Raw genomic sequence first — 23,623 nt, 5'->3', positions numbered from 1 at the left:
GACCCACCCCCCTATTTACAGCCCGGCCTGTTAGCACTCCCCTCAGCGAGTGCTAGCGGGCCGTCCCATGAGACGAAACCAGCCTGGGCCGGAGAGCTCGGGCGCACGCGAGATAGGAAACGCAAGACATGAAATTCCGTCCCCTACATGACCGTGTCGTCGTCCGTCGCCTTGAAGGCGAGGAGAAGACGAAGGGCGGCATTATCATCCCCGACACCGCCAAAGAGAAGCCCCAAGAGGGCGAAATCATCGCCGTCGGACCCGGTGGGCGCGACGAAGCGGGCAAGTTGACGCCGCTCGACGTCAAGAAGGGCGACAAGGTGCTGTTCGGCAAGTGGTCGGGCACCGAAGTCAAGATCGATGGTCAGGAACTTCTGATCATGAAGGAATCCGACATCATGGGCGTGGTCGGCTGATCCGACTGAACCCGAACGATTTCTCATTCAGACCCGTAGCGGGTCAGGAGTTTTAAAACCATGGCAGCCAAAGACGTACGTTTTTCCTCTGACGCGCGCGAGAAAATGTTGCGCGGCGTCGATATCCTCGCCAATGCGGTGAAGGTCACGCTCGGCCCCAAGGGCCGCAACGTCATTCTCGACAAGTCGTTCGGCGCTCCGCGCATCACCAAGGACGGCGTCACCGTCGCCAAGGAGATCGAGCTCGAGGACAAGTTCGAGAACATGGGCGCGCAGATGGTGCGCGAAGTCGCTTCCAAGACCAATGACAAGGCTGGCGACGGCACCACGACCGCGACCGTTCTCGCCCAGGCGATCGTGCGCGAAGGCGCCAAATATGTCGCCGCCGGCATGAACCCGATGGACCTCAAGCGCGGCGTCGATCTGGCCGTGACCGAAGCCGTCAAGGACATCGCCAAGCGCTCCAAGAAGATCAAGGACTCGGCGGAAGTCGCGCAGGTCGGCACCATTTCCTCGAACGGCGACAAGTCGATCGGCGAAATGATCGCCAAGGCGATGCAGAAGGTCGGCAACGAGGGCGTCATCACCGTCGAAGAGGCCAAGACCGCCGAAACCGAACTCGATGTCGTCGAAGGCATGCAGTTCGACCGCGGCTATCTCAGCCCCTATTTCATCACCAACGCCGAGAAGATGATCGCCGAACTCGACGACGCTTACATTCTCATCCACGAGAAGAAGCTTTCGTCTTTGCAGCCGATGCTGCCGGTGCTCGAAGCGGTCGTGCAGAGCGGCAAGCCGCTCGTCATTATCGCTGAGGACATCGAAGGCGAGGCGCTCGCCACCCTCGTCGTCAACAAGCTGCGCGGCGGCCTCAAGGTCGCGGCTGTCAAGGCCCCCGGCTTTGGCGATCGTCGCAAGGCGATGCTTGAAGACATCGCCATCCTCACGGGCGGCCAGATGATCGCCGAAGACCTCGGCATCAAGCTCGAGAACGTGACCCTCCAGATGCTCGGCCGCTCCAAGCGGATTCGCATCGAGAAGGAAAACACCACGATCATCAACGGTTCAGGCAAGAAGGCCGACATTGAGGCCCGCATCGGCCAGATCAAGGCGCAGATCGAGGAGACGACCTCGGACTACGACAAGGAGAAGCTGCAGGAGCGTCTGGCCAAGCTGGCGGGCGGCGTTGCGGTGATCCGCGTCGGCGGCGCGACCGAAGTCGAAGTGAAGGAAAAGAAGGATCGCGTGGAAGACGCCCTCAACGCCACCCGCGCGGCGGTTGAAGAAGGCATCGTTCCGGGCGGCGGCGTCGCCTTGCTGCGCGCCAAGGCCGCGGTCGCCAAGCTGAAGAGCGAAAACGCCGACGAACAGGCCGGCATCAACATCGTGCTCAAGGCTCTCGAAGCGCCGATCCGTCAGATCGTCGAAAACTCGGGCGTCGAAGGTTCGATCGTGGTGGGCAAGATCCTCGAGCACAAGTCGCAGACCTTCGGCTTCAATGCGCAGACCGAGCAATATGTCGACATGATCGAGGCGGGCATCGTCGATCCGTCCAAGGTCGTGCGCACGGCGCTGCAGGACGCGGCCTCGGTCTCCGGCCTGTTGATCACCACCGAGGCGATGGTCGCCGAAGTGCCGAAGGACAAGCCGGCGATGCCGATGGGCGGCGGCGGCGGCGGCATGGGCGGCATGGACTTCTGATCCAGCCTCTCGCCTTACGCGAAACGACAAGAAAGGGCGGCTTCGGCCGCCCTTTTTTGTGCGCCGAGGGCAGCCTGACGGTCCCTGAACATATTCTTGACAAAAAGAACAAAACAAGAACATAATATCTCAAGTTCGGCTGACAGGCAAGGCGCAAATGAATATCGCTTTGGAACACTCGTACCGCCTCGTCCCGCGGGGCGACATGGGGCTCGCTTGCGACAAGGACGGCGTCGCCTTGGGGGCGGCTGACCTGGTCCGATTTCGCCCGGACGCGCGCGGTGCACGGCAACGTGAGGTGCGGCCTGCCGAAAAGGTCGGCCACATCCTGCGAGCCGCCTATGGGGCGCAGCCCGACGAAGTCGTCCTGCATTTGCATAGGGGCTTGCACCGTGTGGCGGCGTCGCTCGAAGCCGGCGACCTTTGCCGAGCCGGCATCGGGGCTGTGCTGCTCGGCTTCCCGGATCTGGAGCCGGGAGCTATGGCCAAGCTCGCTGAAATCGCCGACCTCGAGAAGGACGGCGCAGCCTGGGAAAATGAGCCGCGCGTCCCGGCCAGACAGGCCGGCGGCGGCCAATGGACGGCTGACGGCGGCGGCGCGTCGACGGCCGTGGTAAAGCCGGCCGGGAATTCCTCTCGCGCAGAAGAGGCGCGCCCGGAGCGGTTGGCCTTACCACTCGACGATGGGGTCTATCGACCCGGCGCCGATGATCCGTCGCTGATTTCTGTCGGCGCAGAGGAAGAAGAGGAGCCGAAGTCGAACGGCCCGCCGGCCGATTTCACCAGGTTGCAGGATGTGTTCCCCGGCCTCGGCAACGTCCCGGGCTTGGCGATCCCGGTGGCGCCCATCGACGGTTTTTTCGGGATCAGCGGGATAGCCAGCGCGGCCAATTTGGATGCAACGCTGGGGCAGTACTATTCTCTGGTCGCGCAGATCAAGGCGGTCGATCCAAGGTTTGTGGATGAGGAAATATTGCCCCCCGGCGGCATCGCCGGCCTATCCCGGGAGGGGCGCAACAATCTCATCGACAGCCTCCGCATGCAGCGCGCCGTCGCCTTCTACAAGCTGCGCGGCGACGTCAACCCGCTGCAGGTCGAGACCTTACGGTTCCTGCAGAAAGCAGTCGATAAGGTCTATGCGGAGGGCGTGAACGAGTTCAACGCCGGAGGACTCAATGTCTTCTTGTCGCGCGAGGAGGCGATTGGCAATTTTGTAGACAGTTCGGTCCGTTATCTGCTCAGGAGACAATTTGATGAATATGGGCTGCCTTACGGTTCTGGTGCGGAAATAACAATAAACAATCGGGACTATGATACGTCCGGACCCAATAGAACCTACACAGTGCCCGATGCGAGGATTCGCGATGTTTCGTTCGACTGGACGCTCACCTTGAAGACAATTTCCACCCCTCAAATTCGCGGGTTCTTTGGCGCCGATTCGCGCCCATGGGCCGTCGTAATTGTCCGCCCGAGCCAATTGGGACAAAACAACACCTACCTGATCCCGCGTCCCGCTTCGCTTGCGCCTTGGAGGTGATCGATGCCGCGTTTGAAACAATACGTCCCTAAGAATGTCGGCGAGATCATGGACCTGCTGGCCATGATGATGCTCAGTTCGCCGAAATTCATCGACAAGACAGGTTATTTTCCTGATGACAACATCAATACTGTCTTCCTCCAGTTGAACGAAGGGTTGCGGGAGATACGGGAGAAGCTCGGCGAGGAGCTCTATCTCAAGCTCCGGGAGATGTCGGACCGGATGCGGGCGCATTTCGAGGCCGATGCCGAGAGCAGAACGGACGAAACGATCAAGGGGCGCGCCATCATCATGGAGATGAGGAGCCTGCTGAAGCAGAGCGCTCGCAAATCCTGATACACTGGCCGGCCTCATCTCGATGCGGCACGGCGCACGACGAGGGGGTGATGTCCTGGTTCGGAAACATCCGAAACCCTGAGACCCTCTTCATGAAAGTGTGACGCGCCTGGCTGATCCCATGCCGTGCCATACTTGGACCTTGGAGGTAATCGATGCCACCTTACAAGCCATACATCCCCCAGGACGTAGGCGAGGTCATGGATGTCTTGGGCTCGATGATGCTCAGTTCGCCGAGGTTCATCGATAGGACAGGCTACCTTCCCGGGCGGAATATAGACACTGCATTCCTCCAGTTGAACGAAGGCCTGCAAATGATACGCGGCGAGTTCGGCGAGGATCTGTATCTCAAGCTTCGCGAGATGTCGGACCGCATGCGGGCGCATTTCGAGGCCGATCCTGAAGACAAGACGGACGACGCGATCAAGGGGCGCGAAATCATCCTAGAGATGATGAATGTGATCGACATCAGGGACCTATTGGGCAGGATGATGCGCGCTTCGCCGAAATTCATCGGCTACCGCGATAAGAGCTACATCGATGAGACCTTCCGCGAGTTGAACGAAGGGCTGCGGATGACGCGGGGGAAGTTCGGCGAAGAGCTTTATCTGAGGCTGAGCGCAATGTCGGACCGGATGCGGGCGCATTTCGAGGCTGACCCCGAGGACAAAACGGGCGAAACGCGCAAGGGACGCGCCATCATTCGCGAGATGATGGCCATGGTGAAGCCGAGCGGCCGCGAGTCCTGATACGCCGCCTCTGGGCGCACGGAAGTGCGGCGGGGTGAAGCCCGCCTTCATCACTTGATTCCGCATCCTGCTTCTGCCGCCCTTTCTTATGGGCCGAAGCGGAAAATAGGACGAAGCGCCCCTGCGCCGGCGAGGTCCTTCGAGGACGACAAAAGGCCAATATCCGAATCGGCGCGATTTGGCCCGGTTAAGCCCCGTTGCGGCGCTTTATGCGGCGGCTGCCCCGAAAATCACCGAATGTTGAGCGCCGAACGCCCTACTTTAGGGGCAAACGGGCATAAATTCGGCGTTTTTGCTTGACACATAGAGGAAATATAGCTGGACTTGATGCTAGCATGTAACTTCGCGGATCGGACTGGAAGCCCAGGCGATTAACGCGAGAAAAAGCGGACGGAGGACAAGATCAAAAAGCCTCCGGGGAGAGTTGTGTGAAGGCGACCGATATCTCCCAAGCGGATTACTTTCACAAAGTGGTCGATTGCCAGTGGGCCTGCCCGGCCCATACGCCCGTGCCCGAATATATCCGGCTGATCTCCGCCGGGGATTATGTCGGCGCCTATATGATCAACTGGAAATCTAACGTCTTTCCCGGAATTTTGGGACGCACCTGCGATCGCCCGTGCGAACCGGCCTGCCGCCGCGGGCGTGTCGAGGAACAGCCGGTCGCGATCTGCCGCCTGAAGCGCGTCGCCGCCGATTATAAGGGCGACATTTCAGCGTTTCTGCCCAAGCCGCCGACGACGCGCAACGGCAAGCGCATCGCCTGCGTCGGCGCCGGACCAGCCTCGCTGACGGTGGCGCGCGATCTCGCGCCGCTCGGCTATGACATCGTCATTTTCGACGCCGACCATCGCGCCGGCGGCATGATGCGCAGCCAGATCCCGAAATTCCGCCTGCCCGACGCAGTGATCGACGAGGAAGTCGGCTATGTCCTCGACGGCGGCGCCGCCTTCATCGCGGGACGGCGCATCGACAGCCTCAAGGCCCTGCTCGGCGAAGGCTATGACGCAATTTTCATCGGCAGCGGCGCGCCGCGCGGGCGCGATCTCCAGCTCCCCGGTCGCAAAGAGGCGGCGGCGAACATTCATATCGGCATCGATTGGCTGGCGAGCGTCTCGTTCGGTCATGTCAGCGCGATCGGCCGGCGCGTCATTGTGCTGGGCGGCGGCAATACGGCGATGGACTGCTGCCGCTCCTCGGTTCGTCTTGGCGGCGTCGATGTCAAAGTCATCGTGCGCTCGGGTTTCGCCGAGATGAAGGCGTCGTCTTGGGAAAAGGAAGACGCCATTCACGAGGGCATTCCGATCCTCAATTATCACGTGCCCAAAGCCTTCATTCATGAGAATGGCAAGCTGACCGGCATGACCTTCGAAAAGGTCGCCGCGACGCAAGACGACAGCGGCCGCCGCATCCTGTCGCCGACCGGCGAACCCGACGTTCATATCGCCTGCGACGACGTGCTGATCGCGGTCGGACAGGAGAACTCCTTCCCCTGGATCGAGGCCGATTCCGGCGTGGCGTTCGACCGCGCCGGCCTGCCCAAGCTCGACGCGCTCACCTTTCAATCGAGCCTGCCTTCGGTATTTTTTGGCGGCGATTCCGCGTTCGGTCCCAAGAACATCATCACCGCCGTCGCGCATGGTCATGAGGCGGCGATTTCGATCGACGCCTTTTGCCAGGGGACAAGTCCAAGCGTGCGCCTGCCGCCGATGACCAATCTGGTCAGCCAGAAGATGGGCATCCACGAATGGTCTTATGACAATGATATCGCGCTCGATCGCCGCTTCAAGGTGCCGCACAATGGCAGCCCGCTCGCGCTGAAAAACATCCACGCCGAAGTCGAACTCGGCTTCGACCCGGTCCTCGCGGTGTCGGAGGCCCAGCGCTGCCTCAATTGCGACGTGCAGACGGTTTTCTCCGAGCCGGCCTGCATCGAATGCGACGCCTGCGTCGACATTTGTCCGCTCGATTGCATCTCCTTCGTGCCGAATGCGCCCGAAGACGAATTGCGCCTCACGCTGAGCGCGCCCGCGACCAATCTTTCCCAAGCGATCTACGTGTCGGAGCCGGTCAAGACCGGCCGGATCATGGCCAAGGACGAAGACCTCTGCCTGCATTGCGGCCTGTGCGCCGAGCGTTGTCCCACCGGCGCCTGGGACATGCAGAAGTTCACTCTCGAGATGGCGCAAGCAGGACAGGCATGCCGATCCAGGGCGTAAACGATTTCGTCATTCGCTTTGCGAACGTCAACGGCTCCGGCTCGGCCAGCGCCAATCTTCTGTTCGCGCGGTCGATCCTGCGCATGGGAGCGCCGATCGCGCCGCGCAACATATTCCCATCGAACATTCAGGGCCTGCCGACCTGGTACGAGGTTCGCGTCACCGCTGATGGTCATCTGGGCGCGCGCGGCGGGACCGACATCATGGTGGCGATGAACCCGCAGACCTTCGATAGGGATGTCGCCTCGATCGAACCGGGCGGCTATCTCTTTTATGATTCTTCGCGGCCGATCCCCGCTTCAAGACTGCGCGACGATATCCTCGTGCTCGGCATGCCGCTGACCGACATCTGCACGCGCGAATATAAAGAGCCGCGGCAGCGGCAGCTCTTCAAGAACATCGTCTATGTCGGCGCGCTGGCCGCCCTTCTCGACATCGACATCCATGAGGTCGAGAAGCTGATCGGCGAACAGTTCAAGGGCAAGGATCGCCTGATCGCGCCGAACCTGCGCGCGCTGCGCATCGGCTATGACGATTGCAAATCCCGCTTCGTCTGCCCGCTTGGCATTCGCGTGGCGCGCAGCGACGCGGTGGGGAATCGCATTCTGGCGGAAGGCAATTTCGCGGCGGGGCTTGGCGCGGTCTATGGCGGCGCCACCGTCTGCGCGTGGTATCCGATCACGCCCTCGACTTCGCTTGCCGAGGCGTTCGAAAAAAATTGCGCGCGGCTGCGGGTCGATCGCGTCACGGGCGAAAAGAAATATGCAATCGTTCAGGCCGAGGACGAGATCGCGGCGATCGGCATGGTGGTGGGCGCAGGCTGGAATGGCGCGCGCGCCTTCACCGCCACATCCGGGCCGGGCATCTCGCTGATGCAGGAATTTCTCGGCCTCGCCTATTTCGCCGAAATTCCGGCCGTCTTATTCGACGTGCAGCGCGGCGGCCCGTCCACCGGCATGCCGACGCGCACGCAACAATCGGACGTGCTGGCCTGCGCGCTCGCTTCGCATGGCGACACCAGACACGTGCTGCTGTTTCCCGATGGCCCGGGCGAGGCGTTCGAATTCGGCGCGCTCGCCTTCGATTTGGCGGACCGGCTGCAGACGCCGATCTTCGTCATGCTCGATCTCGACATCGGCATGAATTCGCATCTTTGCGCGCCATTCCGATGGGACGATTCGCGCAAATTCGATCGCGGCAAGGTGATGTCGGCGGCCGATCTCGAATCCGGCCGCGAGTTCGGCCGCTATCTCGATGTCGACGGCGACGGCATTCCCTTTCGCACGATTCCCGGCGCGCATCCCACGCGCGGCGCCTTTTTCACACGCGGCACCAGCCGCGACCGCTACGCCCGCTATACCGAAGAGGGCAGCCCTTACGTCGACAATATGGAACGGCTGCTGCGCAAGTTCGACACGGCGCGCAAGCTTCTGCCGCGCGCCGAGCTTCGCAAGGCCGCGCAGCCGACGCGCATCGGCGTGATCCATTATGGCTCGAGCGCGGCGGCGATGGGCGAAGCCGCCGAGCTGCTGGCGAGCGAGGGCGTGCATGTCGACGCCCTGCGCATCCGCGCTTTTCCCTTCGGCGCGGAGGTCGGCCAATTCATCGCCGCGCATGAACAGGTTTTCGTCGTCGAACAGAACCGCGATGCGCAATTGCGCACGCTGCTGATGACCGACCTGGGCGTCGATCCCGCGCAACTGGTCGCCGTGCTCCATTACGATGGAACGCCGATCACCGCTCGCTTCATCCGCCGCGAAATCGCCGCCCGTTCGTCCGCATTCGCGGCGCCGCTGACTCGAGAGGCCGTTTCGTGAGCTATCTGGCCAAACCAAAATTCCAGCATCCCGCGCTTGAGGCCAATGCGCTCGGCTTCACGCATCGCGATTATGAAGGCGCGATTTCGACCCTCTGCGCCGGCTGCGGCCACGATTCGATCAGCGCGGCGATCATCCGCGCCTGTTATGAACTCAGCCTGCCGCCCCATCGCATCGCCAAGCTGAGCGGCATCGGCTGTTCGTCGAAGACGCCGACCTATATGCTCGGCCAGAGCCACGGCTTCAATTCGGTGCATGGCCGCATGCCGTCGGTGCTCACCGGCGCCAATCTCGCCAACCGCGAATTGATTTATCTAGGCGTTTCGGGCGACGGCGACACCGCCTCGATCGGCCTCGGACAATTCGCGCATGCGATGCGCCGCGGCGTCGACATGGTCTATATCGTCGAGAACAATGGCGTTTACGGCCTCACTAAAGGACAATTCTCGGCGACCTCTGACAAGGGTTCGAAGAGCAAGAAGGGCGTCGACAATCCGGATTCGCCGATCGATCTCGTCGCGCTCGCCTTGCAGCTTGGCGCAACCTTCGTCGCGCGCGGCTTTTCGGGAGACAAAGCCCAGCTCGTGCCGTTGATCAAGGCCGCCTTCGAGCATCGCGGCGCGGCGTTCATCGATGTCATCTCGCCGTGCGTCGCCTTCAATAATCATGAGGGCTCGACGAAAAGCTTCGATTATGTGCGCGAGCATAATATCGCGCTGAATTCCCTTGATTTCATCACGGGCCGGGCGCCGATCGAAGTCGATTATGCGGAGGGCGAAAGCGAGGTCGTCGCCATGCATGACGGCTCGGCCATCCGCTTTCACAAGCTCGCCTCCGATCATGATTGGCGCGACAAATCGGCGGCGCTGGCGGTGCTGGAAAAGCATGGCATCGAAGGCGAGATCGTCACGGGACTGATTTATCTGAACGACGAGGCGGTCGACCTGCACGAACGCCTGAAGACGACGAGCCGACCGCTCAACGTCTTGGCCGAGTCGGAGCTGTGCCCCGGATCGAAGGCTCTCGAGGCGATCAACGCGTCTTTGCGATAGGGCGGAATTGCGCTTAAAGGTCGGAGGCTCGGAGGAGTTTTCGCATGGACGGTTCAGCGCTTGCCCGTTTTCTCGGCGGCTCGCCCATTTCAGTCGCGGTGCGGCTGGTCGTTGTTTCCTTCATCGTCGGCATCCTGCTGGTGATGTGGGGATTCGAGCCCGGCGACATTGTCGACGGAATCGTGCAATTGTTTCGTCGGCTCGTTGACTTCGCGCTGACCGACTTCCATCAATTCGGGCGCACCCTGCTGACCGGCGCCATCGTCGTCGTGCCGATCTGGTTTGTTATGCGCCTGCTCGACGCGCGGCGGCCGCGTTAGCTCCTTCGCACGACGAGTCCGATCGACGCCTTTGCCGGCCATTGGGCGGCGGCTCATCGAAAATTAACAGCTTTGTGGGAGTTTTCGGGCGGCTATTCCGTGGAGGCTGCGTGTCATTGGCGCTTTGGCAGAAGCCGCTGGCCGCGCTGAAGGCGCCGTCCCTCAGCTATTGGACGCCGCGCGGCGCCAACTTGACGATGGCGCCAGACCGGCGGTCCGCAATTCCCATCGCAAAGCATGACAATGGTTTCGACGCGCTGCGCCTTCTTGCGGCGCTGCTGGTCATCTACGGACATGCGTTCCGGCTGACCGGCGAAACAGGCCCCACCTTCGCCAGGGCCGGAGTCGCCACCGCGGGCGTCAAAATCTTCTTCGTGATCAGCGGCTATCTGATCGCCGCGAGCTGGCGGCGCGATCCCCATGCCGGCCGATATTTGCGGCGGCGGCTTCTGCGCATCATGCCCGGGCTTATCGCTGTGACGCTGCTGACCGCCTTCGTCCTCGGTCCACTGATGACGGACCTTTCGCGCTCCGCCTATTTCAGCGACGCGGGCGCGTGGCTCTATCTCGCCAATATCGCTTTCTATCCGGCCGACCGGCTTCCGGGCGTCTTTACCGCCAACATCGCGCCAATGGAGATCAATGGCAGCCTTTGGAGCCTCCCGGCTGAAATGTCGATGTATCTGATCCTGCCGGTCGCCACCTGCCTCGCCTTCAAACTGACCGGGGCCTATCGCATTTTTGCGGCGGCGGCGATCGCCTTCGCGCTGATGACGTTGTTCGTCATATTGCCGACGCCCGGGATCGGACAATGGCTCGTCTACGGCACCCGGGTCTGGGCCTGGTTCGGGGTGGCGCCCTATTTCCTGGTCAGCGCCGCTTACGCCCTCTGCGGATGGGAGAAATATCTTCATCGCGGCGTCGCGCTCGCCTTGCTGGCCGCGCTGATGGCGATGCGGGGCCCCGCCCTTCTCCAGGAGACGCTGCTCGTCGCGGCATTGCCCTATATCGTGCTCTCCTTCGGCACCGCCCCCTCGCCGCTGTTGCGCCCTCTGACGCGCCGCGCCGATTTATCCTACGGCGTCTATCTCTATGCCTTTCCGGTGCAGCAGATCCTGGTCGCCAAGCTCGGCGCGCCGGGCGGCGCCCTGGGAAATTTCACGCTGGCGGCGATGATCGCCTTAAGCCTCGCCTATCTCTCCTGGCGTTTCGTCGAAGCCCCCGCTGCGCGATTGGGCAAGCCGGCGACGGCGGTCAATCGGACGGCGGGGCCGGCTTTGGCGCTCCTTCAGCCAACCGAATAGACGCGGCGAGTTAGGCCGCCCAAGTGCGGCGCTCAATTTTTTGCCGTCGCCCAATCCGGCGCGGCGGCGCCGACGATCTCATTGAGACGTGCGATCCGCCGCGCATCGAGCGCATGCGCGAGCCCGCACAGGATCTCATCAATCAACCCGGGTCCGCGATAGATCAGCGCGGTGTAGAGCTGCACAAGACTGGCGCCCGCCTCGATCTTGGCGAGCGCGGCGGCCGCGCTATCGACGCCGCCGCAGCCGATCAGTGCAAAAGCGCCATCGCTGCGCAAAAATGCCCGCGCGAGCGTTCGCGTCGACAGGTCGAACAGCGGCCGGCCCGAAAGGCCGCCGCTCTCATCGGCGCTGGCTCCGCTCAACCCGGGCGGACGGCTGATCGTGGTGTTCGAGACGATCATGCCGTCGATGCCGCGCGCACGGCCAACCGAAACAATATTGTCAAGCGTCGCAAGATCGACGTCTGGCGCGATCTTGACGAGCACGGGGCGGCGAGTGGGGCAAGCGTCCCGCGCCTCGATTACGCGCGCGATGAGTTCATCGAGCGCGGCACGCTGCTGCAGATCGCGCAGCCCCGGCGTGTTGGGCGAGGAGACGTTGATCGTGAAATAGCTTGCGACATCGGCGAACGTCCGGACGCCCAGCACATAATCGGCGATGCGATCGGATGAATCCTTGTTAGGTCCGATATTGACGCCGAGGATGCCGGCAAGAGGCGCGCGCGACAGGCGCGCATGGGCGGCGGCGTACCCCCCATTGTTGAAGCCGAGCCGATTGATGAGCGCCGCGTCGCGATGCAAGCGAAACAGGCGCGGGCGCGGATTGCCGGACTGCGGCCGCGGCGTCAGCGTGCCGACCTCGACAAAGCCAAAGCCAGCGCCCAGCAACCCACGCGCAACTTCGGCGTTCTTGTCAAAACCCGCCGCCAGCCCAAGCGGATTGGCGAAGGTGAGGCCGAACGCCGCGACGCCGAGGCGCGGATCGCAGGGCGGCGCGGCGGCCGGCGCCAGCCGCAACGCGGCGATGGCGGCGCGATGGGCGGTCTCAGGCTTCAGCTTCAACAGAAACGGAAGCGCCAGCGCGCTCAACGCGCGCATCATGCGTCGAGATTCCCGAAGACGTGGCGTCCATCCGCGCCGAGCGGCAACGCGCGCGTCCAACGCACCGCCGAAAGCGGTAAGGACGCATAGAGATGAGGAAACAGAGCGTCGCCGCGTGAAGGCTCCCAACGCAAGGCGGCGCCCAAAGCTTCGACTTCGACCGCCGCCAACACGAGATCGCTGCGCCCCGCGAACCATTTGGCCGCTGTCTCAGCGGCCTGCGCCGCGGTCGAAAAATGGATGTAGCCGTCGGCGCGGTCGACCGCCGCGCCGGCGAAGACGCCCGCCGCCTCCGCCGCGCGCCATTCGTCCGCGCCGGCGATCTTGAAGATCAAGGCCATATCGCCGGTCTCGCCTGACTTAATCCTGCAGCATGCGCTTGAGCAGCTCAAGCTCGTCGTTCAGGGATCGATCCGCATGCGACAGGCCCTCGATCTTGCGCACAGCATGCAGAACGGTCGTGTGATCGCGGCCGCCGAAGCGACGCCCGATCTCGGGCAGCGAGCGCAGCGTCAAGGTTTTCGCCAGATACATCGCGATCTGCCTTGGCTTGACGACAGTCGCGGTGCGGCGCGAGGATAGGATATCGGCGCGCGTCACGCTGTAATGGCTGGCGACCAGTTTCTGGATCTCCTCGATCTTGACGCGTTTGGGCTCATGCGTGCGCACGAGATCGCGGATCGCAATCTCCGCTGTCTCGACGCTGAGCGCCGCGCCCGTCAGCGTCGTATGGGCGAGCAGGCGATTGACGGCGCCATCGAGATCGCGCCCGTTTGAATTGAGGGTGCGCGCGACAAAGGCGAGGACGGTCGGCGACACTTCGAAATTAGGCTGCGTGACTTGCGCGGCGGCGATGCGCGCCTCAAGGATTTTAATGCGCAGCGGCTCGTCGAGGCCGCCCATTTCAACGCATAGTCCGCCCGCGAGCCGCGAACGCACGCGCTCTTCGAGAGCCTCGAGATCGCCGGGCGGCCGGTCAGCAGCGACGACGACCTGTCGTCCCGCATCGACCAGCGCATTGAGCGCATGGCAGAATTCGGTCTGAATCGATTTGCCTTGCAGAAACTGCGCGTCGTCGAAGATAAGCAGGTCGATCGCGCGCAGGCTTTCCTTGAAAGCGATCGCCGTCTGCGCCCTGAGCGCGGCGACGAAGCCATACATGAACTTCTCGGCCGTGAGATAGATGACCCGCCGTCCCTGGCTCACAGCGGAATGGGCGAGGGCTTGCAAGAGATGGGTTTTACCGAGCCCCACCGCCGCATGGATATAGAGCGGGCTGAAGGCGGGCATTTGCCCCACCTTCGCCTCGGTCACGCGCCGCGCGGCCGAATAGGCAAGCTGGTTCGAGCGGCCCACCAGAAACGTCGCAAACGTGAGCCGTCGGTCCAGCGGCGAGCCCGATAGCGAATCCTGCGCCGGCGCGACCTCGTTGCGGCGCGCGAGTTCGCGCGAGGCCGTCGCGGCCTCCCGGGGCGGCGCGGCGACATATTCGGCCTGTCGCGGCTCACGCGCAACCGCTGGGCCGGCGCCGCAAGCCGGCGCGTGCGTCGATGAGCGCACAGCGATGGCCAGATCGACGATCCCGCCGATTTCGGCATTAAGCGCCGCAAGAATCCGATCGAGATAATGCGATTCGATCCAGCTCTTGAGGAAGCGGGTCGGAACGGTGAAGCTGGCGCGTCCGTCGGCGACCGCCTCCAGCTCAAGCCGACCGAACCAGCTCGTAAAAATATCTTCGCCAAGTTCCGCTCTCAGCCGGGAACTGCAACGCTTCCAGGGTTCATCGAGGCTGTTCATTTGACGCCCCGTCGACCGCGGTTCCTCAAGGAGCTGCGTATGTGACATTTCATGATTCTTTTCTTTATGGGGGTGGAGCGCGGACGCAATGCGGACCGCAGGCAAAGCGAAGGGACGAGACGATTGGATTACGACTGCGCCCAGGGCAGACCGCGGGCTTTCCAGCCATCGACGGCGCCGCGCTTCTGTTTATCGTCGAGCGGTCCCTCAAAACCTTGCGCGATATTGTAGCAATGCTCCTGTCCCGCTTGGGTCAAAGCGATCGCCGCGGCGCGCGAACGCACGCCGGAGCGACACAGGAACAACAGCGGAGCCGCGGCGGAAACCCCACGTGCGCGCAGAAGCTCCAGAAGATGCGGCGCGAAATCCGCCGCGACTTTCATTGCAGGATATTCTTGCCATTCGACGAAGATCGTTTCCTTGCCGATTTCGGACAAATCTGGTACGCCGACATACGTCCATTCCGCCTTGCTGCGGACGTCCACCAGAACCGCGGATTTATCGCTTTCGAGCATCGAATAGGCGTCGGCGGCGGATACGTCTCCGGCGTATCCATTGGGCAATTGGGTAGACATGGCCTCTCCTTCCACAGCCCGCACTGTGGTGATTTTAGTGCTTATTAATGGAAACCTTAAGTGAAAACGCCTAGTGGCGCGCCCAGAAATTGTATCAGTTACGTATAAATACCAGGGTAACTGTTGGATACACTGGGTAATTCGCGCTGCATCGACACTTTCTTTGTCCTGGAAACATACTATTCGCTCAAGTCGCGATCGCCAACAGGAGATTGCTTTTCGTTTAAGGAATATTGCATGCAGCCTCAGGTGGGGCAACACGGGCTGCAATAAAAGTGTCTTGTTTGTGGCGAAGATGCGGCGACCGCATTGATCATGTCAATTTTGTGTTATCGCAAGGCCTTATAAAGAGGGCAAGTTTTACATCTTGCGCCGCACCAATCGGCGGTCCGAAAATTCCATGATTTTTTGACGCCAATGAGTCAAATTTCACGCCGAACCGCGTCTAGCGATAGCCCCCGCTGCGCCTTAGCCCGCAACGCATTGAATCATGAACGTTTTGCGTGCGCGCTCAAAGCGCTCTGTCGAAACGAAAAATTAATGCTAATAAATTCGTTGTAATTCTGTCGCATTGAAAAAAATTCAAAAATTTTATGCGCGGCGTTGAAACTTTTTCGGCGTTGGGCGTAAGCGTCGCGCAGAACAGGTTTCTGTCAATCGGAGAAGCGTCTTGGAAGATTGGAGCGCGCGGCAATATCTGCAATTCGAAGCGGAGCGGACGCGGCCCGCGTTCGATCTCCTCGCCCGCGTCGCCAATCATGCCGCGGAGCGGATCGTCGATCTTGGATGCGGTCCCGGCAACTCAACCGAGCTTCTGGCCAAGAGATTTCCGCGCGCCGACATTCTCGGGCTCGACACGTCCGACGACATGCTGACCAAAGCGCGCGCGCGGCTGCCGCGCGTGACCTTCGAAAAGGCCGATGTCGCGCATTGGCGTGGGGCCGAACCTCTCGATCTGATCTATGCCAACGCCGTGCTGCAATGGATTCCCGGTCATATCGACCTGATGGTCCGCCTGACGTCCCAACTCGCGCCGGGCGGGAGCCTCGCGGTGCAAATGCCCGACAATTTCGATGAGCCTTCGCATGTTCTGATGCGCAAGGTCGCGGCGCGAGCGCCTTTCCGCGACAAGCTCGGCGGCGCGAGCGCGGCGCGCGAAACCATCGGCGCCTTTGCCGATTATTATGCGGCGCTGGCGCCCCATTGCGCCGATGTCGATGTATGGCGCACGACTTATGTTCACCCGCTGCGCGGGCCGGACGCGATCGTCGAATGGGTCAAGGGAACGGGCCTGCGGCCGTTTCTCGACCCACTCTCGCCGGACGAGAGACAAGCCTTTCTCGTCCAATATCGCGACGAGATCGCCATGGCTTATCCGACGCTCGCCGACGGGCGCGCGCTGCTGCCTTTTCCGCGCCTTTTCATTGTGGCGGTTCGGGGCGACGCAGCCAGAACGCATGGTTGACGATCCGTTAACGCTCGCCGCGCAAACTCGGCCGGCGCAGTAAGAGGACCAGACCGTCATGTCTGCATATTTTCGTATCGCGCTCGCGGCGGGTTTGATCAGCGTGGCCATAGGCGGGGCGCGCGCGCAGGACCAGGGCAGCCTCAATCCCACCCCGTTGCCCCCGCTCGCCAATCCTGGCGATCCCAAGCTTCCCGCCAAGGAGGTTTTTGGCCGGTCGCTGACGCCGACGGAACTGCAGTCGCGCTCGATCGGCTTTTATGCGCGCGGTTGTCTCGCCGGCGCCAAGGCGCTTCCGGTCGATGGCGAGACATGGCAGGTGATGCGCCTGTCGCGCGATCGCAACTGGGGCAATCCGGCGATGATATCCTTCCTGGAGAGGTTCTCGAAGAAGGCGGCGCAAAAGGGCATTTGGCCCGGCATTCTGGTGGGCGATATTTCGCAGCCGCGCGGCGGCCCGATGCTGACCGGTCACGCCTCGCATCAGGTCGGCCTCGACGCCGACATCTGGCTGACGCCGATGCCCGACCGCACGCTGACGCGCGCCGAGCGCGAGGAAATGTCCGCCGTCAATATGGTGACCGACGACGGATTGAGCGTCGATCGCGCGCATTGGACGGCAGGCCAGGCGGGCATCATCCAGGCGGCCGCCGAAGAGCCCGAGGTCGAGCGCATCTTCGTCAACGCCGCGATCAAGAAGGCCTTGTGCGAAACCGCGCGCGGCGCGCCCTGGATGAATAAAGTGCGCGCCTATTGGGGGCACAATTATCACTTCCATGTCCGCATCGCCTGCCCGGCGGGCGATACCGGATGCCAGGCGCAGGAACCGGTTCCGCCGGGCGATGGCTGCGACAAGTCGCTGGCCTGGTGGTTCACCGACGAGGTTCTGCATCCCAAAGCCGATCCAAACGCCAAGGCGAAGCCGCCGCTGACGCTCGCCCAGATGCCGCCGGAGTGCCGGCAGGTGGTGCTGGAGAAGTAAAAGCGGCATAGCGAGCGCCTGACGCGCGCGCTCTATTCCTTCGCGGCCCCGCCGTGCGCCTCGCCGCCGCCATGCCCGAGCCGATCGGAAAGGGCCAGAAACAGCGTGGAAGCGACGAAGGTCAGGTGGATGCCGACCAGGAAATAAAGATCGCGGTCGGATTGGTGGCCAACTTCCATGAAGGACTCGAGCAATTTGATCGCTGAAATGGCGACGATCGAGGACATCAATTTAAGCTTGAGTTCGTTGAAATCGATGCTCGCCATCCATTGCGGCCAGTCTTTGTGCTCAGCAATGTCGATGCGCGAAACAAAATTCACATAGCCCGAGAAGATCACGATCACGATCAACGACGCGGTCAAGGTCAGATCGACGATGGCGAGCACGGCGAGGATGACGCCCGCTTCGCTGAGATTCATATACCCGACGGCGAATTCGTAAACGCGCTGGCAGGCTTTGGCCATCAGGGCCAGCAGGCCCAGGGCGAGCGCGAAGTAAAATGGCGCGAGCAGCCAGCGGCTTGCGAATAAAACTCGTTCAAGAATACGTTCGATCATGAGACTAATCCGGGACGCCTTCAGGCATCTTGCCCGATCGGACCCGGCGCGGGCAAGCGCAGCCCGACAAGTCTTTGGGCGAGCATGCCGACCGCCATCGCCACAACGAACACAAGCGCACGCGAATTGAGAAATCCGACGTCGACAATCGCGGGGCCTGGGCAAATTCCCGCGAGACCCCAGCCGATTCCAAAAATGAGGCTGCCGGCGACGAGCAGCGGATCGATGGCGCGGGCCGTCGGCATTTGCATGGCTTCGCCATCGAGAGCGAAGCGCCGCCGTTTCGCCAGACCGAAAGCGACAAGCGCGACCGCGATCGCGCCGCCCATCACAAAGGCCAGCGAAGGGTCCCATAAGCCCGCAAGATCCAGAAAGCCGAGCACTTTGGCCGGCTCCGTCATGCCGGAAAGGCAAAGGCCGGCGCCGAAGATCAGGCCGACCGCGAGAGCGATGATGTTGCGCATGGGTTTGCTCGCTGTTCAGCTCAGGACATGACGGACGAGGAAGACGGTGGCGAAGCCGGTGAGCATGAACAGCCCGGTCGCCGTGATCGAGCGCGGCGAGAGGCGCGACACGCCGCAGACGCCATGGCCGCTGGTGCAACCCGATCCAAGCCGTGTGCCAAAGCCAACCAACAAGCCGGCGATGATGAGCACAGGCCACGAAGCCTCGATCAACGGCGCCTTGGCCGCCGAAAACAACGCGAGCGCGGTTGGCGCGAGCAGCAGGCCGGCGATCAGCCAAAGCCGCCAGCCGACATCGCCGGGGCGCGGATCGACGACGCCGCCCACAATGCCCGCCGCGCCCATGATGCGACCAGCACCAAGGATAAGGATGCTTGCCGCCAGACCAATCAGCAGCCCGCCGCCAAGCGAAGACCACGGCGTGAAATGCGCCCAATCCAGTGTCATGGTCGGCTCCTTCCCGTGACTGACTCTATGGAAGAACCATCATTGTTCAAGCGACATTCGTATGCCGATATTTATCCAGCAGCCGATGCGGCTTTTTCAGCGCGTCGCGGCGAAAGGGATCGCCGAGTTCCTGGGTGACCATGACTTCGATGATGGTCGTCTTGCCGCGTTTTTGCGCGTCGCAGGCCTTATCGAGCGCCTCGCCGACATCGCCGAGCTTGTCGACGGTCACGCCCTCGGCGCCCAGCGACCGCGCGACTTCCGCCCAGCTCGGATTGGTCAGGTTCACGCCGAGGAAACGGTTGGCGTAAAAATCGACCTGGTTCTTCTTTTCCGCGCCCCATTGCTTGTTGTGGAACACGACAGCGGTGACGGGAATGTTCTCGCGCACGCAGGTCAATATCTCGCCAAAGCTCATGCCAAAGGCGCCGTCGCCGACATAGGCGACCGCCGGGCGCTTTGGCGAGGCGACCTTGGCGCCGACAATGGTCGGCAGCGCATAGCCGCAATTGCCAAAACTCATCGCCGCGAACATCGAATGGAGCTGTTTGAAGCGCAGATAGGAATTGGAGATCGAGCAGATATTGCCGATGTCGGTCGAGACCATCGCATCGCCCGGCATCGCCTTTTCGAGTTCGCGCAGCATCTGGCGCGGATGCATATAAGGGGAGCCCTTCGAGACTTCCTTCGACCAATCGTCATTCTCCTGGACCCAATCGGTCAGTTCGCGCTCCCAATCCTGTTTCTCCTTTGCGATGCGCGAGAGTCGCTCTTTCGCATTGAGGCTCGATTCGAGGCGACGATTGGCGAGACGATAGGATAGAGCCTTGGCCGCTTCCTTCGCGTCGCCGACAATGCCGACGGAAATCTGCTTGACCAGCCCGAGCATGCGATGATCGCTGTCGACCTGGATGATCCTGGCGCCCTTGGGCCAATAATCCATGCCATGCTGGGGCAAGGTGCCGAACGGCCCGAGCCGCGTGCCGAGCGCCAGCACGACATCGGCCTCGGCGATTAGCTTCATCGCCGCTTTCGAGCCCTGATAGCCGAGCGGCCCCGCCCAGAGCGGATGATCGCTCGGGAAGGAATCATTGTGCAGGTAGGAATTGACGACCGGCGCCTGCAATTGTTCGGCAAGCTGCACCGCCTCGCGCATGCCGTTCGCCATAATGACGCCGCCGCCCGACACGATCACCGGAAATTTGGCGCTCGCCAGGAGATCGGCGGCTTCATCGAGGCTTTCGTCGGCGCCGGCGCCGCGCAAGATTTTTTTTGGCGCGAGGATTTCGTAATCGGCCTCGCCGTAGAAGTTGTCGCGCGGAATATTGAATTGCGTCGGCCCGCGTTCGGACATCGCCATATCGAAGCAACGCATCAGCAATTCGGCCATGCGCGGATGTTTGGAGACATGCGCCTGATATTTGGTGATCTTCGAGAAGATCGGCAATTGCTCGGTCTCCTGAAAGCCGCCAAGGCCGATCGTGCCGGTTCCTGTTTCCGGCGTGATCGCGACGACCGGCGTATGCGCCCAGTAGGCGGCGGCGATCGCGGTGACGAAATTGGTGACGCCAGGTCCATTCTGCGCGATGCAAACGCCGTGGCGTCCCGACACGCGCGCATAGCCGTCCGCCATATGCGCCGCGCCCTGTTCATGAACGGTCGGGATGAACCTGATGCCGGCGGCGGGAAACAAATCCAGCGCATCCATATAGGCCGAACCGACAATGCCGAAGACATCGGTGACGCCTTGGGCGACGAGCGTCTCGACAAAAGCTTCGCTGGCGGACATGCGCGGCATGGGTTTCCTCGCTTGAGGTCGGTTATGACGGCGCTCGGCGCCAGTGCGCCATGTCATAGCGCGCAATGGCGGCGCGACCCTTCATCCTCACACCATCGATACGACGACGGCTCTTGTCAAACGGTTCCGGGGCGGTCAATCTAAGACGCACTGAATACAAAAATTGCTCCGCGCGAAAAAGCGTGAGCCACCGGAGGAAACAAATGAACAGACGCGAAACTTTGAAGCTTTTGGGGAGCGCCGCCCTGACGGGCGTAGCGAGCGCGACCTCGACGATCGCATGGGCCGCCACGCCGACGATGGTCACGGTCGTCAAGATTGCTGGCATTCCCTGGTTCAACGCAGTGGAGAAGGGCATTCTGAAGGGCGCGAAGGATTTCAACATCGACGCGACCATGGTTGGCCCCGCCAATGTCGATCCCGCCCAGCAGGTGAAGCTGCTCGAAGACCTGATCGCCAAAAAAGTCACCGTCATCGGCCTCGTGCCGCTCGACGTGAAAGTCTGCGAGCCCGTGCTCAAGCGCGCCCAGGCCGCCGGCATCAAGGTCATCACGCATGAAGGACCGGAACAGGACGGTCGCGACTGGAACGTCGAACTGATCGATTCGGTGCGCTTTGGCGAAGTGCAGATGCAGCGCATCGCCAAGGATATGGGCGAGGAAGGCGATTATGTCGTCTACGTCGGCACGTTGACGACGCCGCTCCATAACAAATGGGCGGACGCAGCGATCGCCTACCAGAAGGAACATTATCCGAAGATGAAGCTGGTCGCCGACCGCTTCCCTGGCGCCGACGAAATCGATACCTCCTACAAGACGACGCTCGACGTCATCAAAGCCTATCCGAACCTGAAGGGCATTCTCGGCTTTGGCTCCAACGGCCCGATTGGCGCCGGCAATGCGGTGAGGGAGAAGCGCCTGGGCAAGAAGATCGCGGTCGTGGGCACGGTTCTGCCCTCGCAGGCCAAGGATCTGATCGCCGACGACATCATCCGTGAGGGTTTCCTGTGGAATCCGACGGACGCGGGCTATGCGATGGTCGCTGTCGCCAGACTCGTGCTCGACGGCAAGGAGATCAAGGACGGCGTCGAGATTCCCGGCCTCGGCAAGGCCGCGGTCGATGTGCCCGGTAAATTGATCAAGGTCGACAAGATCATGCGGATCAATCACGAAACGATCGACGGCCTGATCGCCGGAGGTCTGTAAGCATTGCGCCGAACGCCGCGGGCGGGCTTCACCGCCCGCGGCGCTTTCGGGGCTGTGAGTATAGAAGTGCGGGATGACTTTTAGTGGAACCGGCCGGCCGTCGTCGCGCCCCTCTTTCGCAATGACGGCTGATCGCTTCGATCGAGCCCTGCCATCGACACCGAGATTATTGCAAGACGGCAAGGGCTGATCCGCTTGGCGAATTTCCTCGACCTGCATGCCATTTCCAAGCGCTTTGGCGGCGTCCACGCCTTGCGCGACGTCGACATGTCGCTTGAGGCGGGCGAAGTGCATTGCCTTGTCGGCGAAAACGGTTCGGGCAAGTCGACCTTGATCAAGATCATTGCCGGCGTGCAGCGGCCGGAGCCCGGCGGGCGCATCGTCATCGAGGGGCGCGAATATGCGCATCTCGATCCCGTGCAATCGACCGCTCGCGGCATCCAGGTGATCTATCAGGACCTCTCGCTGTTCCCCAATCTCACCGTCGCCGAGAACATCGCCGTTGGGCGTCATCTCGGCGGGCTGCATCTGGTCAAATGGGACGCCATCCATGAAACGGCGCAGGCGGCGATGGCGCGCATTGACGTCTCGCTCGATCCGCACGCCAAGGTGGAGGACCTGTCCATCGCCAGCCGCCAGCTCGTCGCGATCTGCCGCGCCATGGCGGCCGACGCCAGGCTGGTGATTATGGACGAGCCGACAGCCTCGCTCACCCGCCACGAGGTCGACGCGTTGCTGCGCCTCGTCGCCGATCTCAAGAAAAAGGGCATCTGCACCCTGTTCGTCTCGCACCGTCTCGACGAAGTGCTTGAAGTGGCCGAGCGCGTCACCGTGCTGCGCGACGGCGCCAAGGTCGGCGACTATAGCGCGCGCGAAATGGACGACAAGAAGCTCGCCATGCTGATGACCGGCAAGGCCTTCGCCTACGAAACCGGCGACAAGGATTTTTCGCGCGGCGAGACCATTCTTTCTGTGAAGAATCTGACGCGCCCTGGCCATTACGCGGATGTGAGCCTCGACATTCACGCGGGCGAGATCGTCGGCCTGACGGGCCTGCTCGGGTCCGGGCGCACCGAATTCGCCCTCTCGCTGTTTGGCATGAATCCGCCCGTGTCGGGCGAAATCAGGCTCGACGGAAAGAGGCTCGCGCTTCGGACCAACCGCCAGGCGATCGACGAAGGCATCGCCTATGTTCCCGAAGACCGGCTGACCCTTGGCCTTGTGCTGGAGCAGCCCATCTCCGCCAATATCCTCATCACGATCCTCGACAAGCTCGCCGACGGGCTCGGGCTCATCAGCGAAGCGACGCGTCGGAGCGTCGCGCAGCGCGGCGTCGACGATCTGGCGATCAAGGCGCCCAATCCCGATAATCCTGTGAAGACGCTTTCGGGCGGCAATCAGCAGCGCGTCGTCCTCGCCAAATGGATGGCGACCAAGCCGCGGCTGCTGATCCTCGACAGCCCGACGGTCGGCGTCGACATCGCCGCCAAGGACGGCATCTACGAGATCGTAAAAAACCTCGCCGCCAACGGCGTCGCGGTTCTCTTGATCTCCGACGAAATCCCGGAAGTCTTCTATCACGCCGACCGCGTGCTGATCATGCGCCAGGGGCGCCTATCAGGCGAATGCCGCCCGCATGCATCGAGCGAAGCGGAATTGCGGGATGCGGTCAATGCGTGAGAGCAGGCACTGGAATCCCCTCCCCCCTTGTGGGGGAGGGTTAGGGAGGGGGGTCGCGCTGACCTCTGCGAATCTGCGTGAGGCACAACAATCCGTGAG

Annotated in this window: 22 protein-coding genes; 14 read left to right on the top strand and 8 right to left on the bottom strand. The window is 62.1% G+C overall.

Annotated features, from left to right (window positions below; genetic code table 11):
- Window positions 1-128 precede the first annotated feature (128 nt).
- The 10 genes from groES (at window position 129) to GSQ90_RS20835 (ending at window position 11,451) form a co-directional block, all read left to right on the top strand.
- Window positions 129-416 (top strand): co-chaperone GroES, encoded by a 288-nt coding sequence (groES, locus tag GSQ90_RS20885; protein WP_158816832.1) that lies wholly within the window; start codon window positions 129-131, stop codon window positions 414-416.
- A 60-nt stretch (window positions 417-476) separates the two neighbouring features.
- On the top strand, window positions 477-2,117 hold the full coding sequence (gene groL, locus GSQ90_RS20880; RefSeq protein ID WP_158816831.1) for a chaperonin GroEL: 1,641 nt from the start codon (window positions 477-479) through the stop codon (window positions 2,115-2,117).
- A 157-nt stretch (window positions 2,118-2,274) separates the two neighbouring features.
- Window positions 2,275-3,654, top strand: a complete 1,380-nt coding sequence (locus tag GSQ90_RS20875) for a hypothetical protein (RefSeq protein ID WP_158816830.1) — start codon at window positions 2,275-2,277, stop codon at window positions 3,652-3,654.
- A 48-nt stretch (window positions 3,655-3,702) separates the two neighbouring features.
- Complete coding sequence (locus GSQ90_RS20870; RefSeq protein ID WP_174247515.1) at window positions 3,703-3,990, top strand: hypothetical protein; 288 nt, start codon at window positions 3,703-3,705, stop codon at window positions 3,988-3,990.
- 314 nt (window positions 3,991-4,304) lie between these two features.
- Window positions 4,305-4,739: a hypothetical protein gene (locus GSQ90_RS32160; RefSeq protein WP_210254936.1), complete on the top strand. Its 435-nt coding sequence runs from the start codon at window positions 4,305-4,307 to the stop codon at window positions 4,737-4,739.
- A 428-nt stretch (window positions 4,740-5,167) separates the two neighbouring features.
- Complete coding sequence (locus GSQ90_RS20855) at window positions 5,168-6,958, top strand: FAD-dependent oxidoreductase (RefSeq protein ID WP_158816829.1); 1,791 nt, start codon at window positions 5,168-5,170, stop codon at window positions 6,956-6,958.
- Complete coding sequence (locus tag GSQ90_RS20850) at window positions 6,940-8,775, top strand: 2-oxoacid:acceptor oxidoreductase subunit alpha (RefSeq protein WP_158816828.1); 1,836 nt, start codon at window positions 6,940-6,942, stop codon at window positions 8,773-8,775. The genes GSQ90_RS20855 and GSQ90_RS20850 overlap by 19 nt, the downstream gene beginning before the upstream one ends.
- Window positions 8,772-9,827 (top strand): 2-oxoacid:ferredoxin oxidoreductase subunit beta, encoded by a 1,056-nt coding sequence (locus tag GSQ90_RS20845; protein ID WP_158816827.1) that lies wholly within the window; start codon window positions 8,772-8,774, stop codon window positions 9,825-9,827. The genes GSQ90_RS20850 and GSQ90_RS20845 overlap by 4 nt, the downstream gene beginning before the upstream one ends.
- 44 nt (window positions 9,828-9,871) lie before the next feature.
- Window positions 9,872-10,147, top strand: coding sequence for a DUF6460 domain-containing protein (locus GSQ90_RS20840; RefSeq protein WP_158816826.1), 276 nt, complete (start codon window positions 9,872-9,874; stop codon window positions 10,145-10,147).
- 110 nt (window positions 10,148-10,257) lie between these two features.
- A complete protein-coding gene (locus tag GSQ90_RS20835; RefSeq protein WP_158816825.1) occupies window positions 10,258-11,451 on the top strand; it encodes an acyltransferase in 1,194 nt (397 codons plus the stop codon).
- Window positions 11,452-11,483: 32 nt separating this feature from the next.
- Here GSQ90_RS20835 and GSQ90_RS20830 read toward each other — a convergent pair whose 3' ends face one another.
- From GSQ90_RS20830 to GSQ90_RS20815, 4 genes are all read right to left on the bottom strand, one after another.
- Window positions 11,484-12,554: a quinone-dependent dihydroorotate dehydrogenase gene (locus GSQ90_RS20830; protein WP_158816824.1), complete on the bottom strand. Its 1,071-nt coding sequence runs from the start codon at window positions 12,552-12,554 to the stop codon at window positions 11,484-11,486.
- Window positions 12,551-12,895, bottom strand: coding sequence for a DUF952 domain-containing protein (locus GSQ90_RS20825; protein WP_158816823.1), 345 nt, complete (start codon window positions 12,893-12,895; stop codon window positions 12,551-12,553). The genes GSQ90_RS20830 and GSQ90_RS20825 overlap by 4 nt, the downstream gene beginning before the upstream one ends.
- Before the next feature lie 19 nt (window positions 12,896-12,914).
- Window positions 12,915-14,351, bottom strand: coding sequence for a chromosomal replication initiator protein DnaA (dnaA, locus tag GSQ90_RS20820; RefSeq protein WP_246731698.1), 1,437 nt, complete (start codon window positions 14,349-14,351; stop codon window positions 12,915-12,917).
- 128 nt (window positions 14,352-14,479) lie between these two features.
- Window positions 14,480-14,926 (bottom strand): rhodanese-like domain-containing protein, encoded by a 447-nt coding sequence (locus tag GSQ90_RS20815; RefSeq protein WP_174247514.1) that lies wholly within the window; start codon window positions 14,924-14,926, stop codon window positions 14,480-14,482.
- 670 nt (window positions 14,927-15,596) lie between these two features.
- Between GSQ90_RS20815 and tam the strand changes: the two genes are divergently transcribed.
- Both tam and mepA read left to right on the top strand, forming a co-directional pair.
- Window positions 15,597-16,391 (top strand): trans-aconitate 2-methyltransferase, encoded by a 795-nt coding sequence (gene tam / locus GSQ90_RS20810; protein WP_158816821.1) that lies wholly within the window; start codon window positions 15,597-15,599, stop codon window positions 16,389-16,391.
- A 58-nt stretch (window positions 16,392-16,449) separates the two neighbouring features.
- Complete coding sequence (mepA, locus tag GSQ90_RS20805; RefSeq protein ID WP_158816820.1) at window positions 16,450-17,373, top strand: penicillin-insensitive murein endopeptidase; 924 nt, start codon at window positions 16,450-16,452, stop codon at window positions 17,371-17,373.
- Window positions 17,374-17,405: 32 nt separating this feature from the next.
- Here the strand turns inward: mepA and GSQ90_RS20800 are convergent, their stop codons facing one another.
- From GSQ90_RS20800 to xsc, 4 genes are read right to left on the bottom strand one after another with little or no spacing between them, the layout of a single operon-like run.
- Window positions 17,406-17,930: a TIGR00645 family protein gene (locus tag GSQ90_RS20800; protein WP_158816819.1), complete on the bottom strand. Its 525-nt coding sequence runs from the start codon at window positions 17,928-17,930 to the stop codon at window positions 17,406-17,408.
- Window positions 17,931-17,950: 20 nt separating this feature from the next.
- Window positions 17,951-18,394, bottom strand: coding sequence for a YeeE/YedE family protein (locus GSQ90_RS20795; RefSeq protein ID WP_158816818.1), 444 nt, complete (start codon window positions 18,392-18,394; stop codon window positions 17,951-17,953).
- Window positions 18,395-18,409: 15 nt separating this feature from the next.
- On the bottom strand, window positions 18,410-18,841 hold the full coding sequence (locus GSQ90_RS20790; RefSeq protein WP_158816817.1) for a YeeE/YedE family protein: 432 nt from the start codon (window positions 18,839-18,841) through the stop codon (window positions 18,410-18,412).
- A gap of 46 nt (window positions 18,842-18,887) precedes the next feature.
- Window positions 18,888-20,639, bottom strand: coding sequence for a sulfoacetaldehyde acetyltransferase (gene xsc / locus GSQ90_RS20785; protein ID WP_158816816.1), 1,752 nt, complete (start codon window positions 20,637-20,639; stop codon window positions 18,888-18,890).
- A 203-nt stretch (window positions 20,640-20,842) separates the two neighbouring features.
- On the opposite strand from xsc, the gene GSQ90_RS20780 reads away from it, so the two are divergent.
- Window positions 20,843-21,844, top strand: a complete 1,002-nt coding sequence (locus tag GSQ90_RS20780; RefSeq protein WP_158816815.1) for an autoinducer 2 ABC transporter substrate-binding protein — start codon at window positions 20,843-20,845, stop codon at window positions 21,842-21,844.
- Window positions 21,845-22,039: 195 nt separating this feature from the next.
- A complete protein-coding gene (locus GSQ90_RS20775) occupies window positions 22,040-23,524 on the top strand; it encodes a sugar ABC transporter ATP-binding protein (RefSeq protein WP_158816814.1) in 1,485 nt (494 codons plus the stop codon).
- The last annotated feature ends 99 nt before the right edge of the window (window positions 23,525-23,623 follow it).

Source organism: Methylocapsa sp. S129 (genome assembly GCF_009765995.1).
GTDB lineage: Bacteria > Pseudomonadota > Alphaproteobacteria > Rhizobiales > Beijerinckiaceae > Roseiarcus.
This window is presented reverse-complemented; position numbering and strand designations above follow the sequence as displayed.

Bases quoted from the DNA above. Each gene is read 5' to 3' on its own strand.
- GSQ90_RS20875 (WP_158816830.1), top strand. From the start codon at position 2,275: ATGAATATCGCTTTGGAACACTCGTACCGCCTCGTCCCGCGGGGCGAC.
- GSQ90_RS20825 (WP_158816823.1), bottom strand. From the start codon at position 12,895: ATGGCCTTGATCTTCAAGATCGCCGGCGCGGACGAATGGCGCGCGGCG.
- GSQ90_RS20815 (WP_174247514.1), bottom strand. From the start codon at position 14,926: ATGTCTACCCAATTGCCCAATGGATACGCCGGAGACGTATCCGCCGCC.
- GSQ90_RS20780 (WP_158816815.1), top strand. From the start codon at position 20,843: ATGAACAGACGCGAAACTTTGAAGCTTTTGGGGAGCGCCGCCCTGACG.
- groES (WP_158816832.1), top strand. From the start codon at position 129: ATGAAATTCCGTCCCCTACATGACCGTGTCGTCGTCCGTCGCCTTGAA.
- dnaA (WP_246731698.1), bottom strand. From the start codon at position 14,351: ATGAACAGCCTCGATGAACCCTGGAAGCGTTGCAGTTCCCGGCTGAGA.
- GSQ90_RS20870 (WP_174247515.1), top strand. From the start codon at position 3,703: ATGGACCTGCTGGCCATGATGATGCTCAGTTCGCCGAAATTCATCGAC.
- mepA (WP_158816820.1), top strand. From the start codon at position 16,450: ATGTCTGCATATTTTCGTATCGCGCTCGCGGCGGGTTTGATCAGCGTG.
- GSQ90_RS20850 (WP_158816828.1), top strand. From the start codon at position 6,940: ATGCCGATCCAGGGCGTAAACGATTTCGTCATTCGCTTTGCGAACGTC.
- GSQ90_RS20790 (WP_158816817.1), bottom strand. From the start codon at position 18,841: ATGACACTGGATTGGGCGCATTTCACGCCGTGGTCTTCGCTTGGCGGC.
- GSQ90_RS20840 (WP_158816826.1), top strand. From the start codon at position 9,872: ATGGACGGTTCAGCGCTTGCCCGTTTTCTCGGCGGCTCGCCCATTTCA.
- GSQ90_RS20800 (WP_158816819.1), bottom strand. From the start codon at position 17,930: ATGATCGAACGTATTCTTGAACGAGTTTTATTCGCAAGCCGCTGGCTG.
- GSQ90_RS20795 (WP_158816818.1), bottom strand. From the start codon at position 18,394: ATGCGCAACATCATCGCTCTCGCGGTCGGCCTGATCTTCGGCGCCGGC.
- xsc (WP_158816816.1), bottom strand. From the start codon at position 20,639: ATGCCGCGCATGTCCGCCAGCGAAGCTTTTGTCGAGACGCTCGTCGCC.
- groL (WP_158816831.1), top strand. From the start codon at position 477: ATGGCAGCCAAAGACGTACGTTTTTCCTCTGACGCGCGCGAGAAAATG.
- GSQ90_RS32160 (WP_210254936.1), top strand. From the start codon at position 4,305: ATGATACGCGGCGAGTTCGGCGAGGATCTGTATCTCAAGCTTCGCGAG.
- GSQ90_RS20830 (WP_158816824.1), bottom strand. From the start codon at position 12,554: ATGATGCGCGCGTTGAGCGCGCTGGCGCTTCCGTTTCTGTTGAAGCTG.